Raw genomic sequence first — 21,889 nt, forward strand, 5'->3', positions numbered from 1 at the left:
TTGATTTTAGATACATGGATTTGTGCTTTCCTTCTGTGATCCGTTCTGTGTTTCTGCCGTAAGATCAGCCGGTGAAAAACGCATAATTGCCTGATATGCTGCCTGCTGCTCCGCCGCTTTTTTGGAATGACCGTCTCCCTGACCAAGGAGTTTTGTGCCAAGCCATACCTGTGCCGTGAATTTCTTGTTGTGATCGGGTCCGCTTTCTCCGGTGATTTCATAGCGGATTGGCTCTTCAGAAACAGCTTGAATCATTTCCTGAAGGTGGGTCTTGGAGTCGTGGAACAGCTGCTTGTGCTCCACGTCATCCATCACGAAGCGGAGAATGAAAGCTCTTGCCTGTGCAAAGCCTCCATCCTTGAAAATTGCGCCGATGACGGACTCAAGGGCGTCGGAGACCACGGAGTCTCTTTTTCTTCCCCCGGTCGCGTCCTCTCCTTTTCCGAGCAGCAGATAATGCTCAAGCCCGAACAGTCGCGCATCATAGGCGAGTGTCGGTTCACATACGAGACTCGCCCGCAGTTTTGTCAGCTGCCCTTCCGGGAGCTGTGGGTAATGATCATAGAGGTATTCGCTTGATACCAGTTCAAGGACCGCATCCCCGAGGAATTCCAGCCTCTCGTTACAGCCCTCATGCCCGAGGTTGTGCTCATTGGCATAAGAGCTGTGACGAAGTGCCAGCTCGAGCCAGCTGACGTCTGTAAAGGTATAGCCGATTTTCTGCTGCAGTTCCGACAGCTTTTCTTCCATTTTTTCTTCCTTTCTGTACTGCGTCGCCGAAGCGGTAAAGATGCTGCCGTCTGCGGACAGCTGACAGGAGTGCTGTAAAAATAGCCTCTTGTCAGGTGTCAGGCAGCCAGCAACATAAAGACTGCTGACGGTTACAGGATGCAGTTAACCGGGAGCAGTCTTTTTGTACGCTTGCTGATACATATTTTGGTGCCCCGCTTGCGAAGCGCGGAGCAATCCGCAGCTTATATAGTATGTGGTGCCCCGCCTGCGGGACGCGGCGGTTTACTGGTTTTATTCCGGATCAGTTTCACGAGGTCTCCAGCTGTTTTGATATTTAGAAATTCGTCTTCGGTGATCTCTATTTCGAATTTTTCGTCTGTCAGCGCGGCAATCTGGAACAGATCCAGAGAGTCGGCACCGAGATCCTCCGCGAAGGTGGTGTTCATTGTGACCTCTCTTGGATCAACGTGCAGGATCTCCACGATGATTTGTTGAAGCAGTTGAAATTCCATTCGTCAGCCTCACTGCGGATCCCCTGCAGCAGAGGCGGCAGCGTCCGAACGCCCGCTCTCTCGCGCAGCGGATTCCTTTGCAAGAAATTCCTGAATTTTTCCATTTACATCCTCTTCCTTAAACTGGATGCACTGAAGAACGGTATTTTTGAATTCGACAGCTTTTGAACTGCCATGCGTCTTGACGACAAGGCCTTTCAGACCGAGCAGTGGCGCGCCGCCGTAGGCGGTTGCGTCGAATTTCTTCAAGGTGGACTTCAGAGCCGGCTTGATCAGAAGCCCTCCGATCTTGCTTCGGGCGGAGGAATAAATCGCGCCCTTGATCTCGTGAAGCAGAGTGCTTGCGACGCCCTCGTACATCTTCAGAATGACATTGCCGACGAAGGCTTCTGTTACATAGACATCTGCAACGCCCTTGGCGATATCTCTAGCCTCAACGTTTCCAATGAAGTTTATGTCCTTGCATTCTCTGAGAAGAGGGAAGGTTTCCTTGCAGAGCGCATTGCCCTTCTCTTCCTCGACGCCGATGTTTACAAGCCCGACACGGGGGTTCTGGATACCCAGAACACTCTTCATATAGATGGATCCGATAACGGCAAACTGTACCAGGTGAGCCGGTCTGGCATCTACGCTGGCGCCGCAGTCGATCAGAAGCGATACCCCGTTCGCGGTTGGAAGGAGGGGCGCAAGAGGCGCGCGGTGAATCCCGCGGATCTTCTTGACAATCGCCTGACCGCCGACAAGGACGGCTCCGGTGCTTCCGGAGGATACAAAGGCATCTGCTTCGCCCTTGTGAACGAGATTGAGCCCAACCACAAGGGAGGAGTTCTTTTTGGTCTGGATGGCTTTCACCGGCGGCTCTCCGGTTTCGATGACTTCGGGAGCGTCTACAACCTTCACACGGCTTTCCTCATAGGTATACCTGGAAAGCTCCGAGCGGATGCGGGCCTCCGGACCGGTCAGGATGAGCTCGATTCTGCTGTCCTCCTGAAGCGCTTCCAAAGCCCCCTTCACGGGCTCTTCCGGAGCATAATCACCGCCCATGGCATCTACAACTACTCTGACTTTTTCATTCATAATCTCTTCACTTCCATTATATAAAATATGAGCTGAGCGGCTTTCGCAGCTGTTCATTATTCCGCGGCAGTTTCCCGAGGCGAGGGAGCAGCAATCCGTCTGTCCCGCCGGAACCGTACGATGTTACTGGGCGGAGGAGGACTGCACCGCGTCGTCTGCGGATGCGTTGCTGTCCGAGGATGAGCTTTCAGAAGCATTTTCTCCGAACTGTGTCACATCGACATAATCGCCGGTGTCCGGATCCACCGCGAATCCGCTGTCATTGAAGGTGTAAGTGACGCCATCGATTTCCATCGAGGTATTACTGGGATAGGATCCGTCGTCGTGGTTCAGATACTGATAGCCACCATTGTCCGCGTTCCGCTGCCAGTACATATTCGCCCAGACGGTGACGCTGTGGGTGGAGCTGGTGGTCTCGTTGACCTGTCCCTTCACGGTATTGATCGCGACCACATAGTAATAGGTGGTCCCGCCTTCTGAAGTATCGGGTGTATAGTCTGCAGAGGTCGCTCCGGGGATCTTCGTTCCGCCGCCGTTTGAATCCACGTTGTTGGAGTACCATTGATAGGAAATTGTGCCACCGTCAGAAGCGGATGCTTTGGCTGAGAGGGTCGTCTTTCCGTTGACTGCTACATCGGTGGAACCGGAAAGATCGCTTTTAAAAGCCGGTGCCGCTACATCTGTATTGAAGGAAAGCGCCTGAACCGGCGTGCCCTCTTCACTGGAAGCCGAGACAACCGTCTCCTTCCCGGTGTCTGTGACGGTGCCGACCAGACGGTTCATGCCGCCTGAGAACGAGCATCCTGCAAGAAGCATCGCCGTGCTTATTCCGGCAGCAAGTATTCCTGAAATTTTAAGAGCCTTCATACTGTATTCCCCTTTTGATTGCGCAGCTCTTACCGGAGGATATTCGTGAGCCGGTTCGCCGGCTGCAGCGGTTGTCTGTATCCGATAAAAGTTACAGGTTTGTTACAATCTCACAGTTATTCGAAATTATATCACGCGATTCCGGTGACTGTCAATGTCACGCAAAATGCGCCTGCCGGCGTTATCACGCAAAATGCGCCTGTGGGCGTCGAACCGTTGCCTGAAGCAAAATGAGACAACGAGATAAAACACGCTGCGCGAGTTTTATCTCGCTATCGCGACGCTCGCCGCACACGAATACTTCGCATTCGGCTGCGGCTCACTGTTCGCGTAAAAAAAGGACTGCCACTCTCGTGACAGTCCGGATCGTTCACATATTGGATGCAGAAGTTTATGCCTCTTCTACGTTGATAACCTGTTTTTTGTTATAGGTTCCGCAGTTCTTGCATACTCTGTGAGGCATCATAAGTGCTCCGCATTTGCTGCACTTAACAAGGTTCGGAGCGGACATTTTCCAGTTTGCTCTTCTCTTGTCTCTATGTGACTTGGATGATTTATTTTTTGGACAGATGGACATTATAACACCTCCTCATACTTCCTGAATTCAAAATAAACCGCTGATTTTCTCAATCGCACTTTAAGAATTATACACAGGAGGTATGGGTTTGTCAAGGAAAATTATTTACCTCAGCCGAGGATAAATTATTTACCTCAGCCGAGGATCCTCCGAAGATAAATTATTTGTCTCCGCCGAGGATCGCTACAGTGTCGCGGCAGATCGCGAGTTCCTCGTTTGTCGGGATGACGCAGACAGCTACCTTGGAGTCGTCTGTGGAGATTTTTACGTTCTGTCCGCGGAGCTTGTTCTTCTCAGGATCAATCTTGATGCCAAGGTAGCTGAAGCCGTCCATGATTCTGGCGCGGGTGGCTCCGTCGTTCTCTCCGATTCCTGCCGTGAACGCGATTGCGTCAACGCCGTCCATAGCCGCCACATAAGCACCGATGGTGGTTTTTACGCGGTAAGCGAATACCTCCAGTGCAACCTCTGCGTCGTGATTGCCCTTCTTCGCCGCATCGGCCAGATCCCTGAAGTCACTGGAAAGTCCTCTTGAGAGACCGTATACGCCGGACTTCTTGTTCAGAATGTTAAGGATACCGGAAGCATCGAGATTCAGCTTCTTTCCGAGGAATTCGACAACGGAAGGATCAAGGTCGCCGGAGCGGGTTCCCATGGCAAGACCGGCAAGAGGAGTAAGGCCCATGGAGGTGTCCACGCATTTGCCATTCTTCACAGCGCTGACCGACGCGCCGTTGCCCAGATGGCAGACGATGATCTTGCTGTTGTTGAGATCGAGACCGAGAAACTTTGCGGTCTCCTTGGAGACAAAGCTGTGGCTTGTGCCGTGGAAGCCGTATTTGCGGATGCGGTACTTCTCATAATATTCAATCGGAATCGCGTACAGATATGCCTTCTCCGGCATGGTCTGATGGAAGGCGGTATCGAAGCAGCCGACCATCGGAACGCCCGGCATAAGCTCCTTGCAGACATTGATTCCGATCAGGTTAGCGGGGTTGTGAAGCGGTGCCAGATCGGAGCAGTCTTCCAGTGCCTTGATCATGGCATCGTCTACTTTTGCGGAGCGTGCGAACTTCTCGCCGCCGTGTACGACACGATGACCTACCGCATCGATCTCCTTCAGGGAGCGGATTGCGCCGGTCTTGTCGTTGGTGAGCGCATCGAGAACCATCTTGATGGCTTCCTTGTGTGTCGGCATCGGTGCTTCTGTGATTTCCTTGTCGAGACCTTCCTTCTGATATACGAGACGGCCGTCGATACCAATACGCTCGCAGAGTCCCTTGGCAAGAACCTCCTCGGAATCCGAGTCGATCAGCTGATATTTCAGAGAAGAACTTCCACAGTTAATGACTAAAACTTTCATGAATAAACCCTCCTGATCATGTGATTATATAGATTATATCCTGCACACAGGTGGAAAAGCCTGCCGCAGATGCCATCCGTGACGGACAGCGGATTTACAAAGGACGCAAAGAAATAACCGAGCCTTCTGGGGGTTCGGTTATTTCTCAATTTACGCGAACAGTGAGCCGCAGCCGAATGCGAAGTATTCGTGTGCGGCGAGCGTTGCGATAGCGAGATAAAACTCGCGCAGCGTGTTTTATCTCGCTGTTTTGCAAAAGAAGGACCGGAAATCAGCTGTTCATCATGGCCTCTACTGCTGTCATGGCTACGACGCCTACGATATCATCCGCGAAGCATCCACGGGACAGATCGTTAACCGGCATGGAAAGACCCTGCAGAACCGGGCCGTACGCATTCGCGTGAGCCAGTCTCTGCGCGATCTTATATCCGATATTTCCTGCCTCAAGGCTCGGGAAGATCAGGGTGTTGGCGTGGCCGGCCACCTCGCTGACCGGAGCTTTGAGTTTCGCAACTTCCGGAACAATAGCCGCGTCAAACTGAAGCTCTCCGTCGATCTTCACCTGAGGATATTTCTCCTTCGCGATCTTTGCTGCTTCTGCTACCATGGTTACATTGTCGTGCTTTGCGCTGCCCTTTGTGGAGAAGGAAAGCATTGCGACCTTCGGCTCCGCTCCGATATATGCGCGGAAAGAGTCAGCGGAAAGGCCTGCGATCTCTGCAAGCTTCTCAGAATCGAAATCAGTATTGACAGCGCAGTCGGCGAAGAGGAAGGTACCGTTCTCACCGTACGGGCAGTTCGGAACTTCTACGATGAAGAATCCGGAAACGCTCTTTACACCGGGCTTTGTCTTCAGAAGCTGAAGAGCCGGACGGATAGTGTTGCCGGTGGAATGGCATGCGCCGGAAACAACACCGTCGGCATCTCCGCACTTGCACATCAGACATGCGTAATACATATAGTCCTTGGTCATCTGCTGCTCTGCGATCTCAGGGGTAACGCCCTTCTTTGCGCGAAGCTCAACGAATTTGTCAATATATTTCTGGCGGTTCGGATCGGTGAAAGGATCAAGGATCGTGATTCCCGTCAGATCATAACCGGTACCGTGGTTCTGGATATCCTCAGGGGTACCAAGAATGATGATATTCGCAATTCCCTCTTTGGTGCACTTAACAGCGGCCTCATAGGTGCGCTGGTCCATCGACTCCGGCAATACGATTGTTTTCTTGTTGGATTTTGCTTTTTCTTTGATACTGTCAATAAATGCCATTTCCAGGCTCCTTTCTGGATATGCCTTAACGCATTCCGAACACACTGATTGAAAAGTCCGCAACATACCTGTACGCACTCACTTTCATGAATAAAGTATAGTACCTTCTCAGGCCTTCGACAAGCAGTAAAATTGTATTATAAATAATACAAAAGCAGAAAAACAGGAGGATTCGGTCGTCTCCAGACAGGGTTGCCCGAGGGAAAAGTCCCGGAGGATCCATTTCCTTTTGCCAGGAGAAGGAATATCATGATACGATATGATAAAGTGCAGAAAAATCAGTCCTGCAGCAGGTTTTTCGAGGAGAATGTTCATGAAGATAATCGGTGTCATAGCGGAATACAATCCGTTCCATAACGGTCATGCGTATCTGATCAGGAGGGCGAGGGAGGTTTCCGGCGCTGACGCAGTTGTCGCGGTTATGAGCGGCGATTTTGTACAGCGGGGACTGCCTGCGGTATTCGATAAGTATACGCGGACGGAAATGGCTCTCGCAGGCGGATGTGATCTGGTGTTGGAGCTTCCGGTGGCAGCCGCGGCTTCGTCCGCCCAGCGGTTTGCGGAGGGGGCTTTGGCTGTTCTGAATGGAATCGGCGTGGTCGATGAACTTTGGTTCGGAAGTGAATCCGGGAAAATGGACATGTTCCGTCTGCTCGCGCCGGTTCTCTCCACTGAGCCGGAGGAATACCGGTCGCTTCTCAGAAAATGGCTGGCTGCAGGGCTCTCTTTTCCCCGTGCGAGGGAAGAGGCACTCACCGGTTATTTCAAAGATAAGGGAACACCGCGGATGGGTGAAGAAATCCGGGAGTTTCTGAGCATGCCGAATAATATTCTGGGTCTGGAGTACTGCATCGCTCTCGAAAAAACAGCCAGCGCCGTTGTACCGAGGACGATTCAAAGGGTCGGGGCCGGCTTCAATGACAGCATCTTTAGACAGGAAAACGGCTATAATTCGGCATCCGCAATCCGTTGTCAGATTTTTGAGAAGAATGGTCCTGAACGTCTGGAGGACTCTGTTCCGCCACGGGTGTACAACATACTCAAGGAGGCCTGCCGTTCGTCCGCTCCTGTCGGGGAAAACGATTTTTCCGCGATGCTGCGGTATCAGCTGCTGCGGGAGGACAGCGGGAATATCTTCAGGCATTCGGGGGTAACAGGGGTAAAACAAACCGGGAGGAAAGTATCGGAAAACAGGGCGCTCTCGCGGTATCTGGATGTGACGGAAGATCTTGCTTTGCGGATACGGAATCATCTGAGCAGGTACCGGTCATTTTCACAATTTGCAGAACTGCTCTCGGCAAAAAATTATCCATTGACGCAGATGAACCGCGCACTGCTCCATATTCTTCTGAATATCCGGGAGGATGATCTGAACCGGGCACTTCATCCGGAATACGTGCATCTGCTGGGGTTCTCTGAAAAAGGACGGGAGGTATTGAGGGAGATTAAGACAGGCGGGCCGGGAAGGCTCTGTCCTGTGGCAAAGATATCCTCTCTTCCTCCGGAGCTGACCCGGGCCGATGTGTTCGCGTCGAATCTGTATGAAGCAGTCCGTTCAGAGAAGAACGGCCAGGATTTTATTCATGAATTCAGGAGACAGGTGATCCGGGTATGATGAGAATGCTGAAATCCGGTCCATTCGTGGCGGAGATCAGAGGCTGACAGAGGTGGCAGACGGAAAATATAACAGGTAGTCCGGGTGGGTCACCTGGATTCTGACAGAGGCGGCAGACGGATGATACGACAAGAATGTTAGGAGTGGTCATCCGGGCAAAGAAAAAGACGGCTCCCGGAGAAGGGAGACCGTCTTTTTCTGCAGCTGAAACACGGTCAATTCTATGTCGGTTCTATGTCAGTTCTTGAAACTGTGTACCGGGGCAGGGATTCTGCCGGTGCGGTTGATCAGTGCGTCGCATCCGAAGCGGCTGACCGGCATGATCGGCGCGCTTCCGAGGAGACCTCCGAACTCCAGGGAATCTCCGACATCCTTACCGATGGCAGGAATTACACGGACTGCCGTTGTCTTCTGGTTGATCATGCCGATTGCCATCTCATCGGCGATGATGCCGGATATGGTAGTGCTCTTTGTGTTTCCGGGGATAGCAATCATGTCAAGACCGACGGAGCAGACACAGGTCATCGCCTCGAGCTTTTCCATGCAGAGAGAACCGCGGTTTACGGCATTGATCATTCCCTGATCCTCACTGACCGGGATAAAGGCACCGGAAAGTCCGCCGACATAGGAGGAAGCCATAACACCGCCTTTTTTTACCTGGTCGTTCAGAAGGGCAAGTGCAGCTGTCGTTCCGGGAGCACCGACAGATTCCACGCCGATCTCCTCAAGAATGTCTGCCACAGAGTCGCCGACCGCGGGAGTCGGAGCCAGAGACAGATCAATGATGCCGAAGGGAACCCCGAGACGTCTGGATGCCTCCCTGGCAACGAGCTGTCCCACACGGGTGACCTTGAAGGCGGTCTTTTTGATGGTCTCGCAGAGAACTTCGAAATTCTCCCCTCTTACCTTTTCCAGCGCGTGCTTTACGACGCCGGGGCCGGATACGCCGACATTGATGATGGCATCCGCTTCCGTGACGCCGTGGAAGGCGCCTGCCATGAAGGGGTTGTCATCCGGCGCATTGCAGAAAATAACGAGCTTCGCGCAGCCGAGGCAGTTGTTGTCCTTTGTTGCCTCCGCGGTGCCTCTCACAATCTCGCCCATCAGCTTCACCGCGTCCATGTTGATGCCGGTCTTTGTGGAACCGACATTGATGGAGCTGCATACAAGTTCGGTGCGCGCCATTGCCATCGGAATAGAACGGATCAGGAGCTCGTCAGCCTTTGTCATGCCCTTGGATACAAGGGCGGAATAACCGCCGAGGAAGTTGACGCCGACGGTATGAGCTGCTCTGTCCAGTGTTTCGGCGATTGTCACAAAATCCTCCGGAGTCTTGCAGGCTGCGCCCCCGATCAGGGCAATTGGTGTCACGGAAATCCGTTTATTGACGATCGGGATGCCGTACTCGGCCTCGATGTCTTTGCCGGTCTGCACCAGGTTGCGGGCGAGTGTTGTGATCTTGTCATAGATTTTCTGGTTCAGACGGTCCAGGTTTGAATCGATGCAATCCAGAAGGCTGATGCCGAGAGTAATGGTACGCACGTCCAGATTTTCGTTTTCGATCATTTCATTGGTTTCATTTGCTTCAAAAATGTTAATCATGGCTGTACCTTTCTGTTCAGATTCTGTGCATCATGTCGAAGATGTCTTCCCGCTGGCAGTGAATCATTACACCGATCTCCTCTCCGACTTTCTTCAGATCCTCGGCGAGTTCCGCAGTATTCTTCTCGGATTTGGACGCATCGGTGATCATCATCATATGGAAATATCCCTGCAGAATGGTCTGGGAGATATCTTCGATATTCACATTATTCTCTGCAAGGTAGTTGCAGACCTTCGCGATAATGCCGACAGTATCTTTTCCGGTGACTGTGATGATTGTTTTTTTCATGATCTTGTCTCCTCGGTGAATAGCGGTGCCTGAATGATAGATCAGGGACACCTTCGGTTTGCGTTGTTTGTTCGATTATACTACGATTCGTGGAAGATGCACGGCTTTTTTCAGAATTCCGCGAATTCGCTTACTGTGTCTCTTTTCGCGACGGTGATCGGGAAGTCACCGGATTTGTAGGGGTTCTCTCCCATGGTGACTTCGCTGCATACGGTTTCATAGGCAAGGGCGGGATAATTGTTCTCCGCGCTCAGGTGGCCCAGAAAAATGTGACGGATGTTGTCATGCAGGATCTGACAGAGGAGCTGTCCGGAGGTTTCGTTGGAGAGGTGTCCTCTGTCGCTGAGAATGCGGACTTTCAGCGGATATGGATAGCGGCCGGCCTCCAGCATGTTGACGTCGTGATTGGCCTCCAGCAGAATGGCGTCCAGATACTGCAGATGACGGATTGTGTAATCGGTGTAGGTTCCCATATCGGTCGCCACGGCGCAGGAACGGCCGTCGCTGCAGATACGGTACCCTACGGGGTCTGCGGCATCGTGCATAATGCTGAAGGGCTCGATGTCAAGGTCTCCGATCCGCAGCACCTGATCCGGCCGGATCTCATGAAACAGGCCTTCCGGGATTTTTCCGGTTGAGTTTTTGTTCCGGATCGCGTCCCAGGTTCCCTTTGTGGCATAGATCGGAAGATTCAGTTTTCTTGAAAGAACGCCCAGACCCTTGATATGGTCCGAGTGCTCATGTGTAATCAGGATTCCGTCAATATCCTTCCCGGTATATCCGATGGTGTTGAGCCCCTGTTCTGTCCGCCTGCCGGAAATCCCGGCATCGACAAGAAGGCTGGTATGTTCGCTTCCAACGAAAATGCAGTTGCCGCTGCTTCCGCTGGAGAGACTGCACATTTTCATAATTATACGCTTCCTCTGTTTTGAGATTGATTAACCGGTGCCTGGCTGCGGTGCGAAGTGACGCATTCTGGCGTCAATCTGGCGAATGGTATTCGGGAACGGGCCGCTGTTGTCGAGAACAAACGCGCATATTCTCCGGAATTCGGAATCTGGGAGCTGATTTGACATGATCTCCCGGATTTTCGCATCAGAATACCCCCGGCTTTCCCGGAGACGTTTCTTCCTTATCTCCGCATCTGCATAAACATACCATAATTCATCGCAGATTTCATCATATTTTTCCTCGATCAGAAGGGCTGCCTCCAGAAAGAAAAACGGACGGCTCGCTGTCTCTGCCTCCTTCATGGAGAGGGCAATGCTTTTGCGGACAGCCGGATGTATGATCCGGTTCATCTGTTCCAGAAGTCTTTTGTCCGCAAAGATCTTTGCCGCGACGGCTTTCCGGTCAAACTCACCGTCGGGGGCCAGAACACCTGGCCCAAGCAGGCTGAGAATCGGACCGTAACAGGCCTGTCCTTTCCGCATCATCGTATGTGCAAGTTCATCCGAACGGATCAGATCACAGTCGTAGTGGGTTTCCAGATACTTCATTACCTCGCTTTTTCCGCTTCCGACGCCGCCGGTAATTCCGATTATTTTCAATGTCGTTCCTCCTGCTGTGATGGCCGTGACCTGCTGTATGTCCATCCGCATGGTTTTTGTGAGAATGCCCCGCTGCGATGCATGGCTGTGAAACTGTTGTTTCGAAATCCGCAGCTTCAGGGATTGCTAATACCCGGCATGTGAGACTGGGCAGTCATACAGAAACCAGCAGTATCCGGCGTGTCATTTTGCCTCGTACCAGCTTGATCCGTCATGGATATCGACCTCAAGGCGGACGGCAAGGTCTGCCGCGCCTTCCATTTCTTCCCGGAGAATATTCCTCACCTGTTCTTCCTCATCCATTGCCGTCTCTACGAGAAGCTCATCGTGAACCTGGATGAGAAGCCGTGATTTCAGATGCTCTCTCCGGAGGCGCCGGTCCACCCGGTTCATGGCGATCTTGATGATATCGGCGGCCGTGCCCTGAATAGGCGCGTTCTTCGCGACTCTTTCACCGAAGGAGCGCTGCATGAAATTGGAGGATTTCAGCTCTGGCATGGGACGGCGGCGGCCAAATCTGGTGACGGAATATCCCTTCTCCCTAGCGTCTGTGACGAGACCCTCCAGGAAGGACCGGATTCCGGGATAGGTTTCGTAGTAGCGCTCGATGTAATCCGCGGCCTCCTTCCGTGAGATGTCGAGGTCCCTGCTCAGGCCGAAGGCGCTGATCCCGTATACGATTCCGAAATTCACAGCCTTTGCGTTCCGCCGCATGACCGGTGTGACCTCGTCAAAGGGAACGTGGAAGACTTGAGAGGCAGTGATGCGGTGTATGTCCTTCGCCTCCCGATATGCCTCGATCAGTTTTTCATCTCCGGACATTGACGCGAGCACACGCAGTTCGATCTGCGAATAGTCGGCGTCCACGAAGATATACCCTTCTCTGGGGACAAAGACCTTCCGGATCTGTCTGCCAAGCTCGATCCGCACCGGGATGTTCTGAAGATTCGGATCGGTGCTGCTGATTCTGCCGGTTGCGGTGATGGTCTGCTTAAAGGTCGTGTGGATTCGTCCGTCATCCGACACAAAGCCGGCGAGACCGTCCGCGTAGGTGGATTTCAGTTTGGAGAGCTGCCGGTAGTCCAGGATATCCTGAACAAGGGGAACATCGGGAGCGAGCTTTTCAAGCACGTCTGCCGAGGTTGAATACCCTGTCTTTGTCTTCTTGCCGCCGGGAAGTTTCATCTTTTCAAAAAGGATGACGCCGAGCTGCTTCGGAGAATTGATATTGAATTCCTCTCCCGCCTCCTCATAGATCCGTTTCTCAAGGGAGGCAATTCCTCCGGCAAGTCTCTGCCCGTAGGCTGCGAGCTCCTCCGGCAGAATGCGGATCCCTTCTGTCTCCATATCATGAAGGGTGAACACAAGCGGCATCTCGATATCTGTCATGAGCTGGTACATGCCGGATTCCTTCAGCGCGCGGGTCATCGGAGTTCTTGACTTCAGCGAAATCCGGGCAATCTGTCCGGCGTAGAGCGCAGCCTTCGACTCTTCCATTTCCTGCGGAGCGGGCAGCTTCTTTGTGCCGAAAATCTCTCCGGCGGACAGAACAGGCTCTGTGAGATACGCGGCGCCGATGCTGTCAAAGGGATAGTCTGCTTTTAGAGGATCCAGAAGATAAGCGGCTATGCTGATGTCAAAGATTCCGGTGACGGAGGGATCCGTGCCGTTTTCCTTTGAGGAAACCTCCGGATTGCCGTTCGCGGGTTCGGTAAAAAACTCCTCGGGAAGCGGCTGAGATTTCATCTGGTCCTTGAGCTCAAAGGTGGAAAGCACGCAGGGACTCTGTGCGATCCGCAGTACTCCGTCCCTGAGCGTTGAGGCGGAAATCGTTTCGGAAGCCGGGATGTACCAGGTTCCGGCATCTGCCAGTGAGACAGCAAGACCGAAGATCTCTGACGTGCGGGATATGGGTTCAAAGCTCTGTAGAAGATAGATACCGGCTTCCGCGGAGGCGGCTGCCTTCGTGAAGATGCGGTCGGCTTCTTCGCTGTCTCTGACCGTCTGAACCGTGAGTGCGTCTTCTGTGTTCTGGGCAGAGGAGTCAAAATGAAGCAGCAGCTTTTTGAAGCCCAGTTCCTTGAAGAGCTGGTATGCCTCAGGCGTGAAAATATTGCCAAGTCTTGCCTGATCATAGTCCAGAACGATCGGACTGTCGGTGTTGATCGTGGCCAGCTTCTTGGAGAGAACTGCAAGATCCCAGTGATCCCGCATCGCCTCCATGGCTTTCCTAGGCTTGATCTCTTCGAGATGCTCGTGGGCATTTTCAATAGTTCCATAGCTCTGCAGGATCTTTGTCGCGGTCTTGACACCTACTCCGGGAAGACCCGGGATATTATCGGAGCTGTCTCCCATCAGGGCTTTCAGTTCAATGACCTGGGCGGGGGTGATCTGGTATTCTTCAATGACCTCCCGGGTATGATAGTCCTGGACAATGGTCTGTCCGCCCTTCGTCTTCGGAATCCTGACCAGAACCTTGTCCGTGGCGAGCTGAAGGAGATCCCGGTCGCCGGAGAGGATGGTGACGTTCATCCCCTTCGCTTCGCTTCTTCTCGATATAGTGCCGATGATGTCGTCGGCTTCGTAGCCTTCCTTTGTCAGGATCAGAATTCCCATTGCCTTCAGGACTTCCTGAATGAGAGGAATCTGTTCTTTTAGTTCCTCCGGCATCGGATGACGCGTGCCCTTGTAGGCTTCAAACATCCGGTGCCGGAAGGTCGGGGCGTGCATATCAAAGGCGACCGCCAGATATGCGGGTTTCTCTTCTTCGAGAATCTTCAGCATGATGTTGAGAAATCCGAGGACGGCATTGGTGTGCTTCCCTTCGGCATTGGTGAGGTCGGGCAGGCCGTAAAAGGCGCGATTCATCATACTGTGTCCGTCTATTACCAGAAATGTTTCACTCAAAGCATTCTCTCCTTAAATTGTATGCTGCAGGATAATCATATGCTGCAGGATTGCAGGGATGCTGATTACCGTCCGATTCCGCGGAAGAACTCTGCAGCCGCGTCGGTGATTCCCAGAACATGGGCGAGGTCCAGGAGCCAGAGAATAATCAGCATCAGGGTGATAAAGAAAATTAACGCTCTCAGCTTTCTCATCCGGTGCTTATGAACGAGATGGGCTGTTTTTTCGTTGATGTTCTTCTGCAGCATGGGTTTCAGATTAAAAGACCCCTGGGGATCATCCTCATTCAGGTAACGGACCGTAAGGTCCACCATGAAATTCGTCTCCAGCTCATCGTGACATTTGTTGCAGTTGTTTATATGGTTCAGGAAAACCGCAAGATCCTTGTCCGACAGCCTGTCCTCAAGGTAATCGGGGATCATTGCTTCCGCCTCGCGGCAGGTGATTTTCCTGCTTTTGCTGATAAATTCAGAAGAATCCATATGTTCTCTCCCTGATAGAATACGGCTTACGTCTGCTGACGGGCAGTATCGGTAAGCCCTGCCCCGATTTCCCGCAGGAAGCGGGACGGAGCGATCTTCTTGTCGTACCGCTCCCGGACAGAATAGATGTACAGGTCTTTCCGGGCGCGGGTCATTCCGACATAGAGCATGCGCCGTTCCTCTTCCAGGTCGGCGTCAAGAACTGCCTTGTGATAGGGGATGATTCCCTCATTTACGTCAAGGATATATACGGTGTCATATTCCATACCTTTGGAGGCGTGCAGAGTAGATACAACAACGCCGGAATGCTCCTCCGAACGGAGAGCCCTTTGCTGCTCCAGTTTTTCCCGGTACTTTTCGATGGACGCCTTCCATTCCTCACAGGTTCTGTAATTGCGGGCGCTTTCCGTCAGTTCATCGAGAACCTGCAGAAGATCCTCCGGCGGAATGTTCCGCTGCATCGCATAATCACGGAGATAACCTTCGTAACCGATCTCTCTCCGGATGTAGTTCAGGGCACCATAGGGGGCGAGGTGACGGATCATTGTGAGATTGGTTTCCAGCTCATCGACTCTCCGTACCATCCAGTCCTTATCTTCATAATAGCTGTACAGACTCTCATAGGTGACCAGCGGGTCATAGAACGCTTCTCTGGAAAAATAACGGTTCGGGCGGTTATATACGCGGAGAAAATCACTTCTCTTTCCTCTGCGATCGCGGCTCATGGCTCCAAGATCCATGTAGGCCATGACATCCTTTGCGATCCAGTGATCAAAGACACAGGGGATGACATCACCCATCCGGAAAGGAATCTGATAAGCCATCAGCTGTTCGACAGCCTGTCTGCATCCGACATTCGTGCGGAACAGTACCGCGGTTTCCTCATATGGCACTCCCCTGTCATGTGCTTCCCGGATCTGCTGTGCCATGCGCACACATTCCTTTCTCGGATTGTCAAAGCATTCAAAGGAAACGGGAGAACCGGAGGGCCTGGAAGAGAGAATATTCTTCCTGAAGCGTTTCCGGTTGTGGCAGATCAGATTTTCCGCGGCCTTCAGGATCTCGGGGGTGCTGCGGTAGTTTTCCTCCAGCGCAATGACCTGACAGCCCGGATAGACCTTCGGGAAGTTCAGCATAAGATCCGGATTGGCGCCGCGAAAACGGTAAATCGACTGGTCGTCGTCTCCGACAATAAAGAGGTTGTTTTCGGGAAAGGCGAGAAGCCGGATGATTTCGTACTGCAGAGGACTGATATCCTGAAATTCATCGACAAGGATGTACCGGAACTTCTGCTGCCAGAGGCTCAGGATATCCTGGCGCGTCGTCAGGAGATCGTAACACCGGGTGATAATATCGTCAAAATCCAGCATCCGATTGTCTCTCTTCCAGTTTTCATAGGCACGAAAAACCTTGCGGAAAGCGTCCGTGGGAAGAACTCCGGAGTAGAAATGGCTGATGTCCATCCGGCTGCCCTTGACCTGACTGATTTCCCGTGCGACGGAAGATGGCAGATCCGCCTCCTGCGTATCGGGACAGGTGTGCTCCAGAATCTCGCGGAGAAGCTGCAGAGCTCTGGCGTCTGCGAGTATATTGCTGCCGCTGATGCGATAGGTATTTTTCAGAATTCCGTAAAAAATGCCATGAAAGGTGCCGAAGGTTACCGGACTGGCGGAACGTCCGGTCATTTTTAAAAATCTCTCCTTCATCTCCGCTGCCGCTGCCCTGGTAAAGGTTACGACAAGAATGGAGGAAGGAGAGATTCCGTTTTGAATCAGCCGTACGGTCCGGCCGGTTATGACTGCGGTCTTGCCGGAGCCGGGCCCGGCAAGTACAAGCGCAGGACCGCCTCCGTGCTCAATCGCCTTCAGCTGAGAAGAATTGTACTGCATCAGCCGAGCTTCCGGATCGCAGCCTGAATACGGGCGATGGTCTCGTCTCTGCCAAGCACCTCCATCAGTCCGGTGGCGCCCGCCGGTGTCGCCGGTTTGCCGGAAACCGCAGTGCGAAGCGGCCACATCACGGTGTTGACCTTGTATTCCTTTTCCGCTGCGTAGTTCTTGAGAATATTAAACAGCGTATCGTTGTCGAAGCTTCCGGCGTCTTCGAGAAGGGGAAGAACATCCTTCAGGATGGCGCGCGAAGAATCGATGGTGCTCTTTGATTTCTTGTGGTTAAACAGATCCACATCATAGTCCGGAACGGCATTGAAGAAATCCACCTGCTCCTCAATATCGGGCAGGATCTGAATACGGGTCCGAACCATCGCAGCAATCTTCTTCAGATCATAGGGACCGGTAACATACTTCTTCAGATACGGCTCCGCAAGCGGATAGAAATCCTCGTCACTCATGGCCTTGATGTATTCGCCGTTCATCCATTTCAGCTTGGTCATATCGAAGACAGCCGGGGACTTATTGATGTGATGATAGTCAAATATTTCGGTCAGCTCTTTGAGCGAGTAGATCTCGCGGTCTCCCGCCGGGCTCCATCCGAGAAGGGCAACGAAATTGACAACGGCTTCCTTCAGATAGCCCTGATCGATCAGATCCTCAAAGGAGGAGTGACCGGAACGCTTGGAGAGCTTCTGCCCTTCTTCATTGGTGATCAGCGGGCAATGGACGTAGGTCGGGATATCCCAGCCGAAGGCTTCGTAAATCCGGTTGTATTTCGGCGTTGAGGAAAGATATTCATTACCGCGGACCACGTGTGTGATGCCCATCAGGTGATCATCGACGACGTTCGCAAAATTGTAGGTCGGATAGCCGTCAGATTTGATCAGAATCAGATCATCAAGCTCCGCGTTTTCTACCGTGATGTTTCCGTAGATTTCATCGTGAAAGGTCGTGGTGCCCTCCAGAGGCATGTTGAAACGGATGACATGGGGCTCTCCCGCTGCCAGTTTCGCCTGCACCTCTTCCTTCGAGAGGTGGAGACAATGCTTGTCGTAGGCGGAAATTTCCTTGCCCCCGACGGTACGTCTCAGGCTTTCCAGACGCTCCTTGCTGCAGAAGCAGTAGTAGGCATCGCCCTGTTCCACGAGCTGGTCGGCATATTTCTGGTAAATGCCGAGCTTGCAGCGCTCACTCTGGATGTAGGGCCCCACACCGCCATCTTTGTCCGGACCCTCGTCATGCTCAAGACCGGTGTCCTTCAGCGTCTGGTAGATAATATCCAGCGCTTCCGGGACAAAACGTTCCTGATCGGTGTCCTCTATGCGAAGCATAAAGGTGCCTCCGGCATGTTTGGCGATCAGATAGGAGTATAATGCTGTGCGGAGGTTGCCTACATGCATGCGTCCTGTGGGACTTGGAGCAAATCTGGTTTTTACTGGTGTCATTTTCAAAATCTCCTTCATGTTGGTATGGTTAGTAATTGCCTGTAGCGTTTCTGACACAGGCTTTTATGCGGAACAGGGCGTATTCTGACCGGGTTCGGAGCATTATTTAATGCCAAGGGAAACCGGATATGCCTCGTGCATGATTTTTGCGATGTTGCCGATGCATACACAGTCCGCCGCTTCATCAGAATAATGATCTGTCGTATTGATCAGGCAGATTCTGTCGCCGGTGAAGTACTTTGCCATCGATCCGAGCCTGGACTGCAGATCAGTGCCCACGACCAGAAGAATGTCCGCGGAGCTGATGAGCTCGATCGCCCGGTTCATGGTGCGGCGGTCCAGCATCTCGCCGGAGAGCGCGATTCCCGGATGGATCAGAGTTCCGCATTTCTCACAGAGAGGAAGCGGCTTATGGCTTAATATATATTCCGCGTCATAAATCCTTCCGCAGTGCGGACAGAAGTTCCGGTCAATGTTGCCGTACAGGTGAATCACATTGTGACAGCCGGCACGCCGTGACAGATCAAAAAATCCTCTTGTTACAATGCCTCTGAGCTTTCCGTCATCCTCAAGCCTTTTCAGACAGAAGTTCACCTCGTCGGGCTCCCCTCTTCGCTTCAGAATATCTTCGCGGTAAAATTCATAGAAGACCTCCGGCCGGTTGTTGTAGAATGTGCTGTTGACGATTTCACTGGGAGAACGCCCGTAGCGCACCTCGACATCGTAGCTGAAATCCTCGCGATACAGGTCGCATCCCTGTTCAGCCGCCGGACCTCTTCCAAGAAGGCATACGATATTTCTTCCATTCTCCAGAATGGATTTTAAGTAACCGATGCTCATAGTAAAAGCCCCCTTCTACTGTATCAAGCCATCGTCGGGCGGTTTCGGACACGCGAAGCCCGCCTGATCATTTACGGTATTACATCCTGGATTCGATTCCCTTTGATTTCAGATAGTCAATTACCTTTCCAACGGTAGTCAGTCCCTCCATGTCCTCGGCAGGGATTTCGATGTCATACTGCTCCTCGAGTGTGGTTAGCAGCTCAAAGAGGTCAAGGGAATCGGCATCAAGGTCTTCCTTGAATCTGGATTCCGGTGTAATCTCATTTTCGTCAATATCAAGCTGCTCCGACAGGATTTTCTTCATTTTCTCTAACATATTATCACCTCTCTGTCATTATTTTTTTTATACTTCCTTTTATACTTCTCTGTACAGTATTGCAGTGTTATATTGCAGGTTATCTTTTAATCCTGGCTAAGTCACGCGGCGGAATACGAGCCGGACGCCGGCTGGCGGCACACATGGGTCAGCACAAGATCCGGAAAGCGAAGACGCGGATTCTGCCGGTAAAGCGGTTCTGTGCAGGCAGGAGATCAATTCTCACGAAATACCCTTTCAAACCGCCGGTTTTCCGCAGTTTCCGTATTACGGATGTTACGCGCGACATTCAGCGCAATTCCCATTTCAATCATGATGAATATGACCGACGTACCTCCGTAACTGATGAACGGAAGCGTGACACCTGTCGTTGGAATGACGTTGAGAACAACGGCGATATTCAGAATGACCTGAAGGGATATATGGATAAAGATACCACTGACAATCAGCGTTCCGTAGAGGTCAGGTGCATTCTGCGCGATAACGATAAGCCGGTAGAGCATATAGCCGAATAGCAGCATCAGCAGAATCGCTCCGAAAAGTCCCAGCTCCTCGCAGATAATCGCGAAGATCATGTCATTCTGAGCCTCGGGGATGATGGAAAGCTTCTGGACACTGTTGCCAAGGCCCTTTCCGAACAGCCCGCCGGAACCGATTGCATACAGTCCCTGCAGTACCTGATAGCTGTCAGTGCTCAGATTCTCCTCCGGGTGTAGCCAGGCCAGTATACGTCTCAGACGGAAGCTGCTGCTCGAAGTCATGGAGTAGTTCATAATGATCAGAATAATAATCACCAGCGCAAGTGCCCCCAGGCCGGCCACGATAAATCCCCTCGTCTTCGGGTGAGCGAGGAAAATAATTCCAATCACAATTCCTGCGATGATGATCGCAGTACTCAGGTTGTCTGTAAAGACATACGCGCCGGCTGCCTGGGCAACCCCGAATATTCCGAGACAGAGGACCGCTCTCCAGGTATTCAGATTTCTGCCCATGCGAAGAATCATGTATGGCATGAACAAGATGATCGCGATCTTCGCGATCTCTGCCGGCTGAAACTGTATGCCGATCTTCAGCCATCTCCTGGCACCGTTTACCGTGATTCCGAATGGGGTGAAACGAACCATCGCCATGAGGATCATGGCGAGGACATATATTGCCGGCGCAAGGCGAATCCAGAGATGATAGTTGATCCGGGATATAATAAGAGCGATTGCAATGGCTGCGGCGCTGAATTCCGCCTGCCGGATAAAATAAAACATGTCGCTGTTGATCACGGGATCGTTCTTTGCCTCGTACGCGCTGGCACTGTACAGCATGACAAGGCCGAAGCAGATCAGAATAATGATAACAGCGAGCAGATTATAATCAAAATATCCCGGTTCGTTCTTTCTGGATGCGCGGGATGCGGAAGGTTTCCGGGCAGTTTTTCTGGAAAAAGGCATGGATCTTACTCTCTCCTTCGATGCGTGGACCGCAGCAGATACGGCTCACGGCTCATCTTTTAGCAAAGTATAGCACATAGCGGATGATTACGCAAAACAAAAGAAGCTGCCCGGCTATTATATAGCCTGACAGCTTCCTTGCCATTACAGCGAAATAACCTGACTGAAATATCCGGAATTAATCCTCAACATACGGAAGAATTGCCAGATGTCTTGCACGCTTGATCGCAGAGGTAATTGCTCTCTGATGCTTTGCGCAGTTGCCGGTGACACGTCTCGGAAGGATCTTGCCTCTCTCGGAGATGTATCTTCTGAGCTTTGCTGCGTCCTTGTAATCAATAACGTTGTCCTTACCGCAGAAAACGCATACTTTTCTTCTTCTGCGCTGTACTCTTCTTCTAGCCGGAGCTTCGGTTCTTGCCGGTCTCTCGTTTGCTGCTGCAGTTGTTGTATTTTCTACTTCTGCCATTACTTTATCCTCCTTATTAAAAAGGAATTACTCTTCGTCTGTGCGTACAATCAGATAGCGAAGAACGTTGTCCATGATGCGGCAATGTCTCTCGATCTCTGCCGGTGCGGTTACCGGTGCCTCAAACGGGATAAAGTAATAAAATCCTTCAGTCTCTTTCTGGATCTCGTAAGCGAGCTTCTTCTTGCCCCACTCCTCAATCTCTCCGATTGTTCCATCGTAACGGGTGATATAACCTTTCGCCTTATCAAGGATAGCTGCTCTGGTTTCATCATCCGGCTTTGCACTGATTACCAGTGCCAGTTCATACTTATGCATTGTATTTCTCCCTTCTGGACATTAGTGGCTTTCTGCGTCTCGCAGAAAACAAGGTGTAAGAGATTGTCTCACGGCTAGATATTTTAGCATATGGTTTTTCAGATGTAAAGTAAATTTTTAATGCCCTGTGCTGCGTAAATTTTTACCTGAAGTGAAAAGTTTATTTCCATTTCGAGAGGGTATAAGTGGACGTTAGTCTTACAGGGCAATTTCCACTTTGAAAAATAATGTCTATTTGACATTATCAAATGTGGAATTTAGTCTTGCTCTCCTGCATCATAGATGCAAGAGGATTGAAAAATCCTCTTGATTACTTGCAAG

General features: G+C 51.8%; 21 protein-coding genes. 1 reads left to right on the forward strand and 20 read right to left on the reverse strand.

Annotated elements, in window-relative coordinates:
- Positions 1 to 6 precede the first annotated feature (6 nt).
- The 7 genes from rnc to pta all read right to left on the reverse strand — a co-directional run bounded on the left by rnc (position 7) and on the right by pta (position 6,398).
- Positions 7 to 750 carry a ribonuclease III gene (rnc, locus tag ACTQ3A_RS06875; RefSeq protein WP_441494473.1) on the reverse strand — a complete coding sequence of 248 codons (744 nt, stop codon included), beginning with the start codon at positions 748 to 750 and terminating at the stop codon, positions 7 to 9.
- Between the two features lie 224 nt (positions 751 to 974).
- Positions 975 to 1,244 carry an acyl carrier protein gene (locus ACTQ3A_RS06880; protein WP_441494472.1) on the reverse strand — a complete coding sequence of 90 codons (270 nt, stop codon included), beginning with the start codon at positions 1,242 to 1,244 and terminating at the stop codon, positions 975 to 977.
- 9 nt (positions 1,245 to 1,253) lie between these two features.
- On the reverse strand, positions 1,254 to 2,321 hold the full coding sequence (gene plsX, locus ACTQ3A_RS06885; RefSeq protein ID WP_441494471.1) for a phosphate acyltransferase PlsX: 1,068 nt from the start codon (positions 2,319 to 2,321) through the stop codon (positions 1,254 to 1,256).
- A gap of 123 nt (positions 2,322 to 2,444) precedes the next feature.
- Complete coding sequence (locus tag ACTQ3A_RS06890; protein WP_441100411.1) at positions 2,445 to 3,188, reverse strand: hypothetical protein; 744 nt, start codon at positions 3,186 to 3,188, stop codon at positions 2,445 to 2,447.
- A 391-nt stretch (positions 3,189 to 3,579) separates the two neighbouring features.
- Positions 3,580 to 3,765: a 50S ribosomal protein L32 gene (rpmF, locus tag ACTQ3A_RS06895; RefSeq protein ID WP_441100412.1), complete on the reverse strand. Its 186-nt coding sequence runs from the start codon at positions 3,763 to 3,765 to the stop codon at positions 3,580 to 3,582.
- 160 nt (positions 3,766 to 3,925) lie between these two features.
- Positions 3,926 to 5,128, reverse strand: coding sequence for an acetate kinase (locus ACTQ3A_RS06900; protein WP_441098936.1), 1,203 nt, complete (start codon positions 5,126 to 5,128; stop codon positions 3,926 to 3,928).
- A 271-nt stretch (positions 5,129 to 5,399) separates the two neighbouring features.
- On the reverse strand, positions 5,400 to 6,398 hold the full coding sequence (pta, locus tag ACTQ3A_RS06905) for a phosphate acetyltransferase (protein ID WP_441475098.1): 999 nt from the start codon (positions 6,396 to 6,398) through the stop codon (positions 5,400 to 5,402).
- A gap of 313 nt (positions 6,399 to 6,711) precedes the next feature.
- On the opposite strand from pta, the gene ACTQ3A_RS06910 reads away from it, so the two are divergent.
- Positions 6,712 to 8,013: a tRNA(Met) cytidine acetate ligase gene (locus ACTQ3A_RS06910; RefSeq protein ID WP_441098938.1), complete on the forward strand. Its 1,302-nt coding sequence runs from the start codon at positions 6,712 to 6,714 to the stop codon at positions 8,011 to 8,013.
- Between the two features lie 237 nt (positions 8,014 to 8,250).
- Here ACTQ3A_RS06910 and ACTQ3A_RS06915 read toward each other — a convergent pair whose 3' ends face one another.
- The 13 genes from ACTQ3A_RS06915 to rpsF all read right to left on the reverse strand — a co-directional run bounded on the left by ACTQ3A_RS06915 (position 8,251) and on the right by rpsF (position 21,568).
- On the reverse strand, positions 8,251 to 9,615 hold the full coding sequence (locus ACTQ3A_RS06915) for a PFL family protein (protein ID WP_441098939.1): 1,365 nt from the start codon (positions 9,613 to 9,615) through the stop codon (positions 8,251 to 8,253).
- A gap of 16 nt (positions 9,616 to 9,631) precedes the next feature.
- Positions 9,632 to 9,904 carry an ACT domain-containing protein gene (locus tag ACTQ3A_RS06920; RefSeq protein ID WP_441098940.1) on the reverse strand — a complete coding sequence of 91 codons (273 nt, stop codon included), beginning with the start codon at positions 9,902 to 9,904 and terminating at the stop codon, positions 9,632 to 9,634.
- A 110-nt stretch (positions 9,905 to 10,014) separates the two neighbouring features.
- Entirely contained in the window at positions 10,015 to 10,812 is a 798-nt protein-coding gene (locus ACTQ3A_RS06925) for an MBL fold metallo-hydrolase (RefSeq protein WP_441098941.1), read from the reverse strand.
- A 30-nt stretch (positions 10,813 to 10,842) separates the two neighbouring features.
- A complete protein-coding gene (coaE, locus tag ACTQ3A_RS06930) occupies positions 10,843 to 11,454 on the reverse strand; it encodes a dephospho-CoA kinase (protein WP_441098942.1) in 612 nt (203 codons plus the stop codon).
- Between the two features lie 183 nt (positions 11,455 to 11,637).
- Positions 11,638 to 14,361, reverse strand: a complete 2,724-nt coding sequence (polA, locus tag ACTQ3A_RS06935; RefSeq protein WP_441494470.1) for a DNA polymerase I — start codon at positions 14,359 to 14,361, stop codon at positions 11,638 to 11,640.
- 65 nt (positions 14,362 to 14,426) lie between these two features.
- Positions 14,427 to 14,843, reverse strand: coding sequence for a zf-HC2 domain-containing protein (locus ACTQ3A_RS06940; RefSeq protein ID WP_441494469.1), 417 nt, complete (start codon positions 14,841 to 14,843; stop codon positions 14,427 to 14,429).
- A gap of 26 nt (positions 14,844 to 14,869) precedes the next feature.
- Entirely contained in the window at positions 14,870 to 16,732 is a 1,863-nt protein-coding gene (locus ACTQ3A_RS06945) for an ATP-dependent helicase (RefSeq protein WP_441494468.1), read from the reverse strand.
- A complete protein-coding gene (gltX, locus tag ACTQ3A_RS06950) occupies positions 16,732 to 18,180 on the reverse strand; it encodes a glutamate--tRNA ligase (RefSeq protein ID WP_441098946.1) in 1,449 nt (482 codons plus the stop codon). The genes ACTQ3A_RS06945 and gltX overlap by 1 nt, the downstream gene beginning before the upstream one ends.
- Before the next feature lie 102 nt (positions 18,181 to 18,282).
- A complete protein-coding gene (locus ACTQ3A_RS06955) occupies positions 18,283 to 19,020 on the reverse strand; it encodes a Sir2 family NAD-dependent protein deacetylase (RefSeq protein ID WP_441098947.1) in 738 nt (245 codons plus the stop codon).
- Between the two features lie 79 nt (positions 19,021 to 19,099).
- Entirely contained in the window at positions 19,100 to 19,339 is a 240-nt protein-coding gene (gene acpP, locus ACTQ3A_RS06960; protein ID WP_441098948.1) for an acyl carrier protein, read from the reverse strand.
- 215 nt (positions 19,340 to 19,554) lie between these two features.
- Positions 19,555 to 20,781, reverse strand: a complete 1,227-nt coding sequence (locus ACTQ3A_RS06965) for an FtsW/RodA/SpoVE family cell cycle protein (RefSeq protein ID WP_441494467.1) — start codon at positions 20,779 to 20,781, stop codon at positions 19,555 to 19,557.
- A 178-nt stretch (positions 20,782 to 20,959) separates the two neighbouring features.
- A complete protein-coding gene (gene rpsR / locus ACTQ3A_RS06970) occupies positions 20,960 to 21,250 on the reverse strand; it encodes a 30S ribosomal protein S18 (RefSeq protein WP_441098950.1) in 291 nt (96 codons plus the stop codon).
- A 27-nt stretch (positions 21,251 to 21,277) separates the two neighbouring features.
- Complete coding sequence (gene rpsF / locus ACTQ3A_RS06975; protein WP_441098951.1) at positions 21,278 to 21,568, reverse strand: 30S ribosomal protein S6; 291 nt, start codon at positions 21,566 to 21,568, stop codon at positions 21,278 to 21,280.
- Between the last annotated feature and the right edge of the window lie 321 nt (positions 21,569 to 21,889).

The organism is Bilifractor sp. LCP21S3_F8, assembly GCF_052117805.1.
Lineage (GTDB): Bacteria > Bacillota > Clostridia > Lachnospirales > Lachnospiraceae > Bilifractor.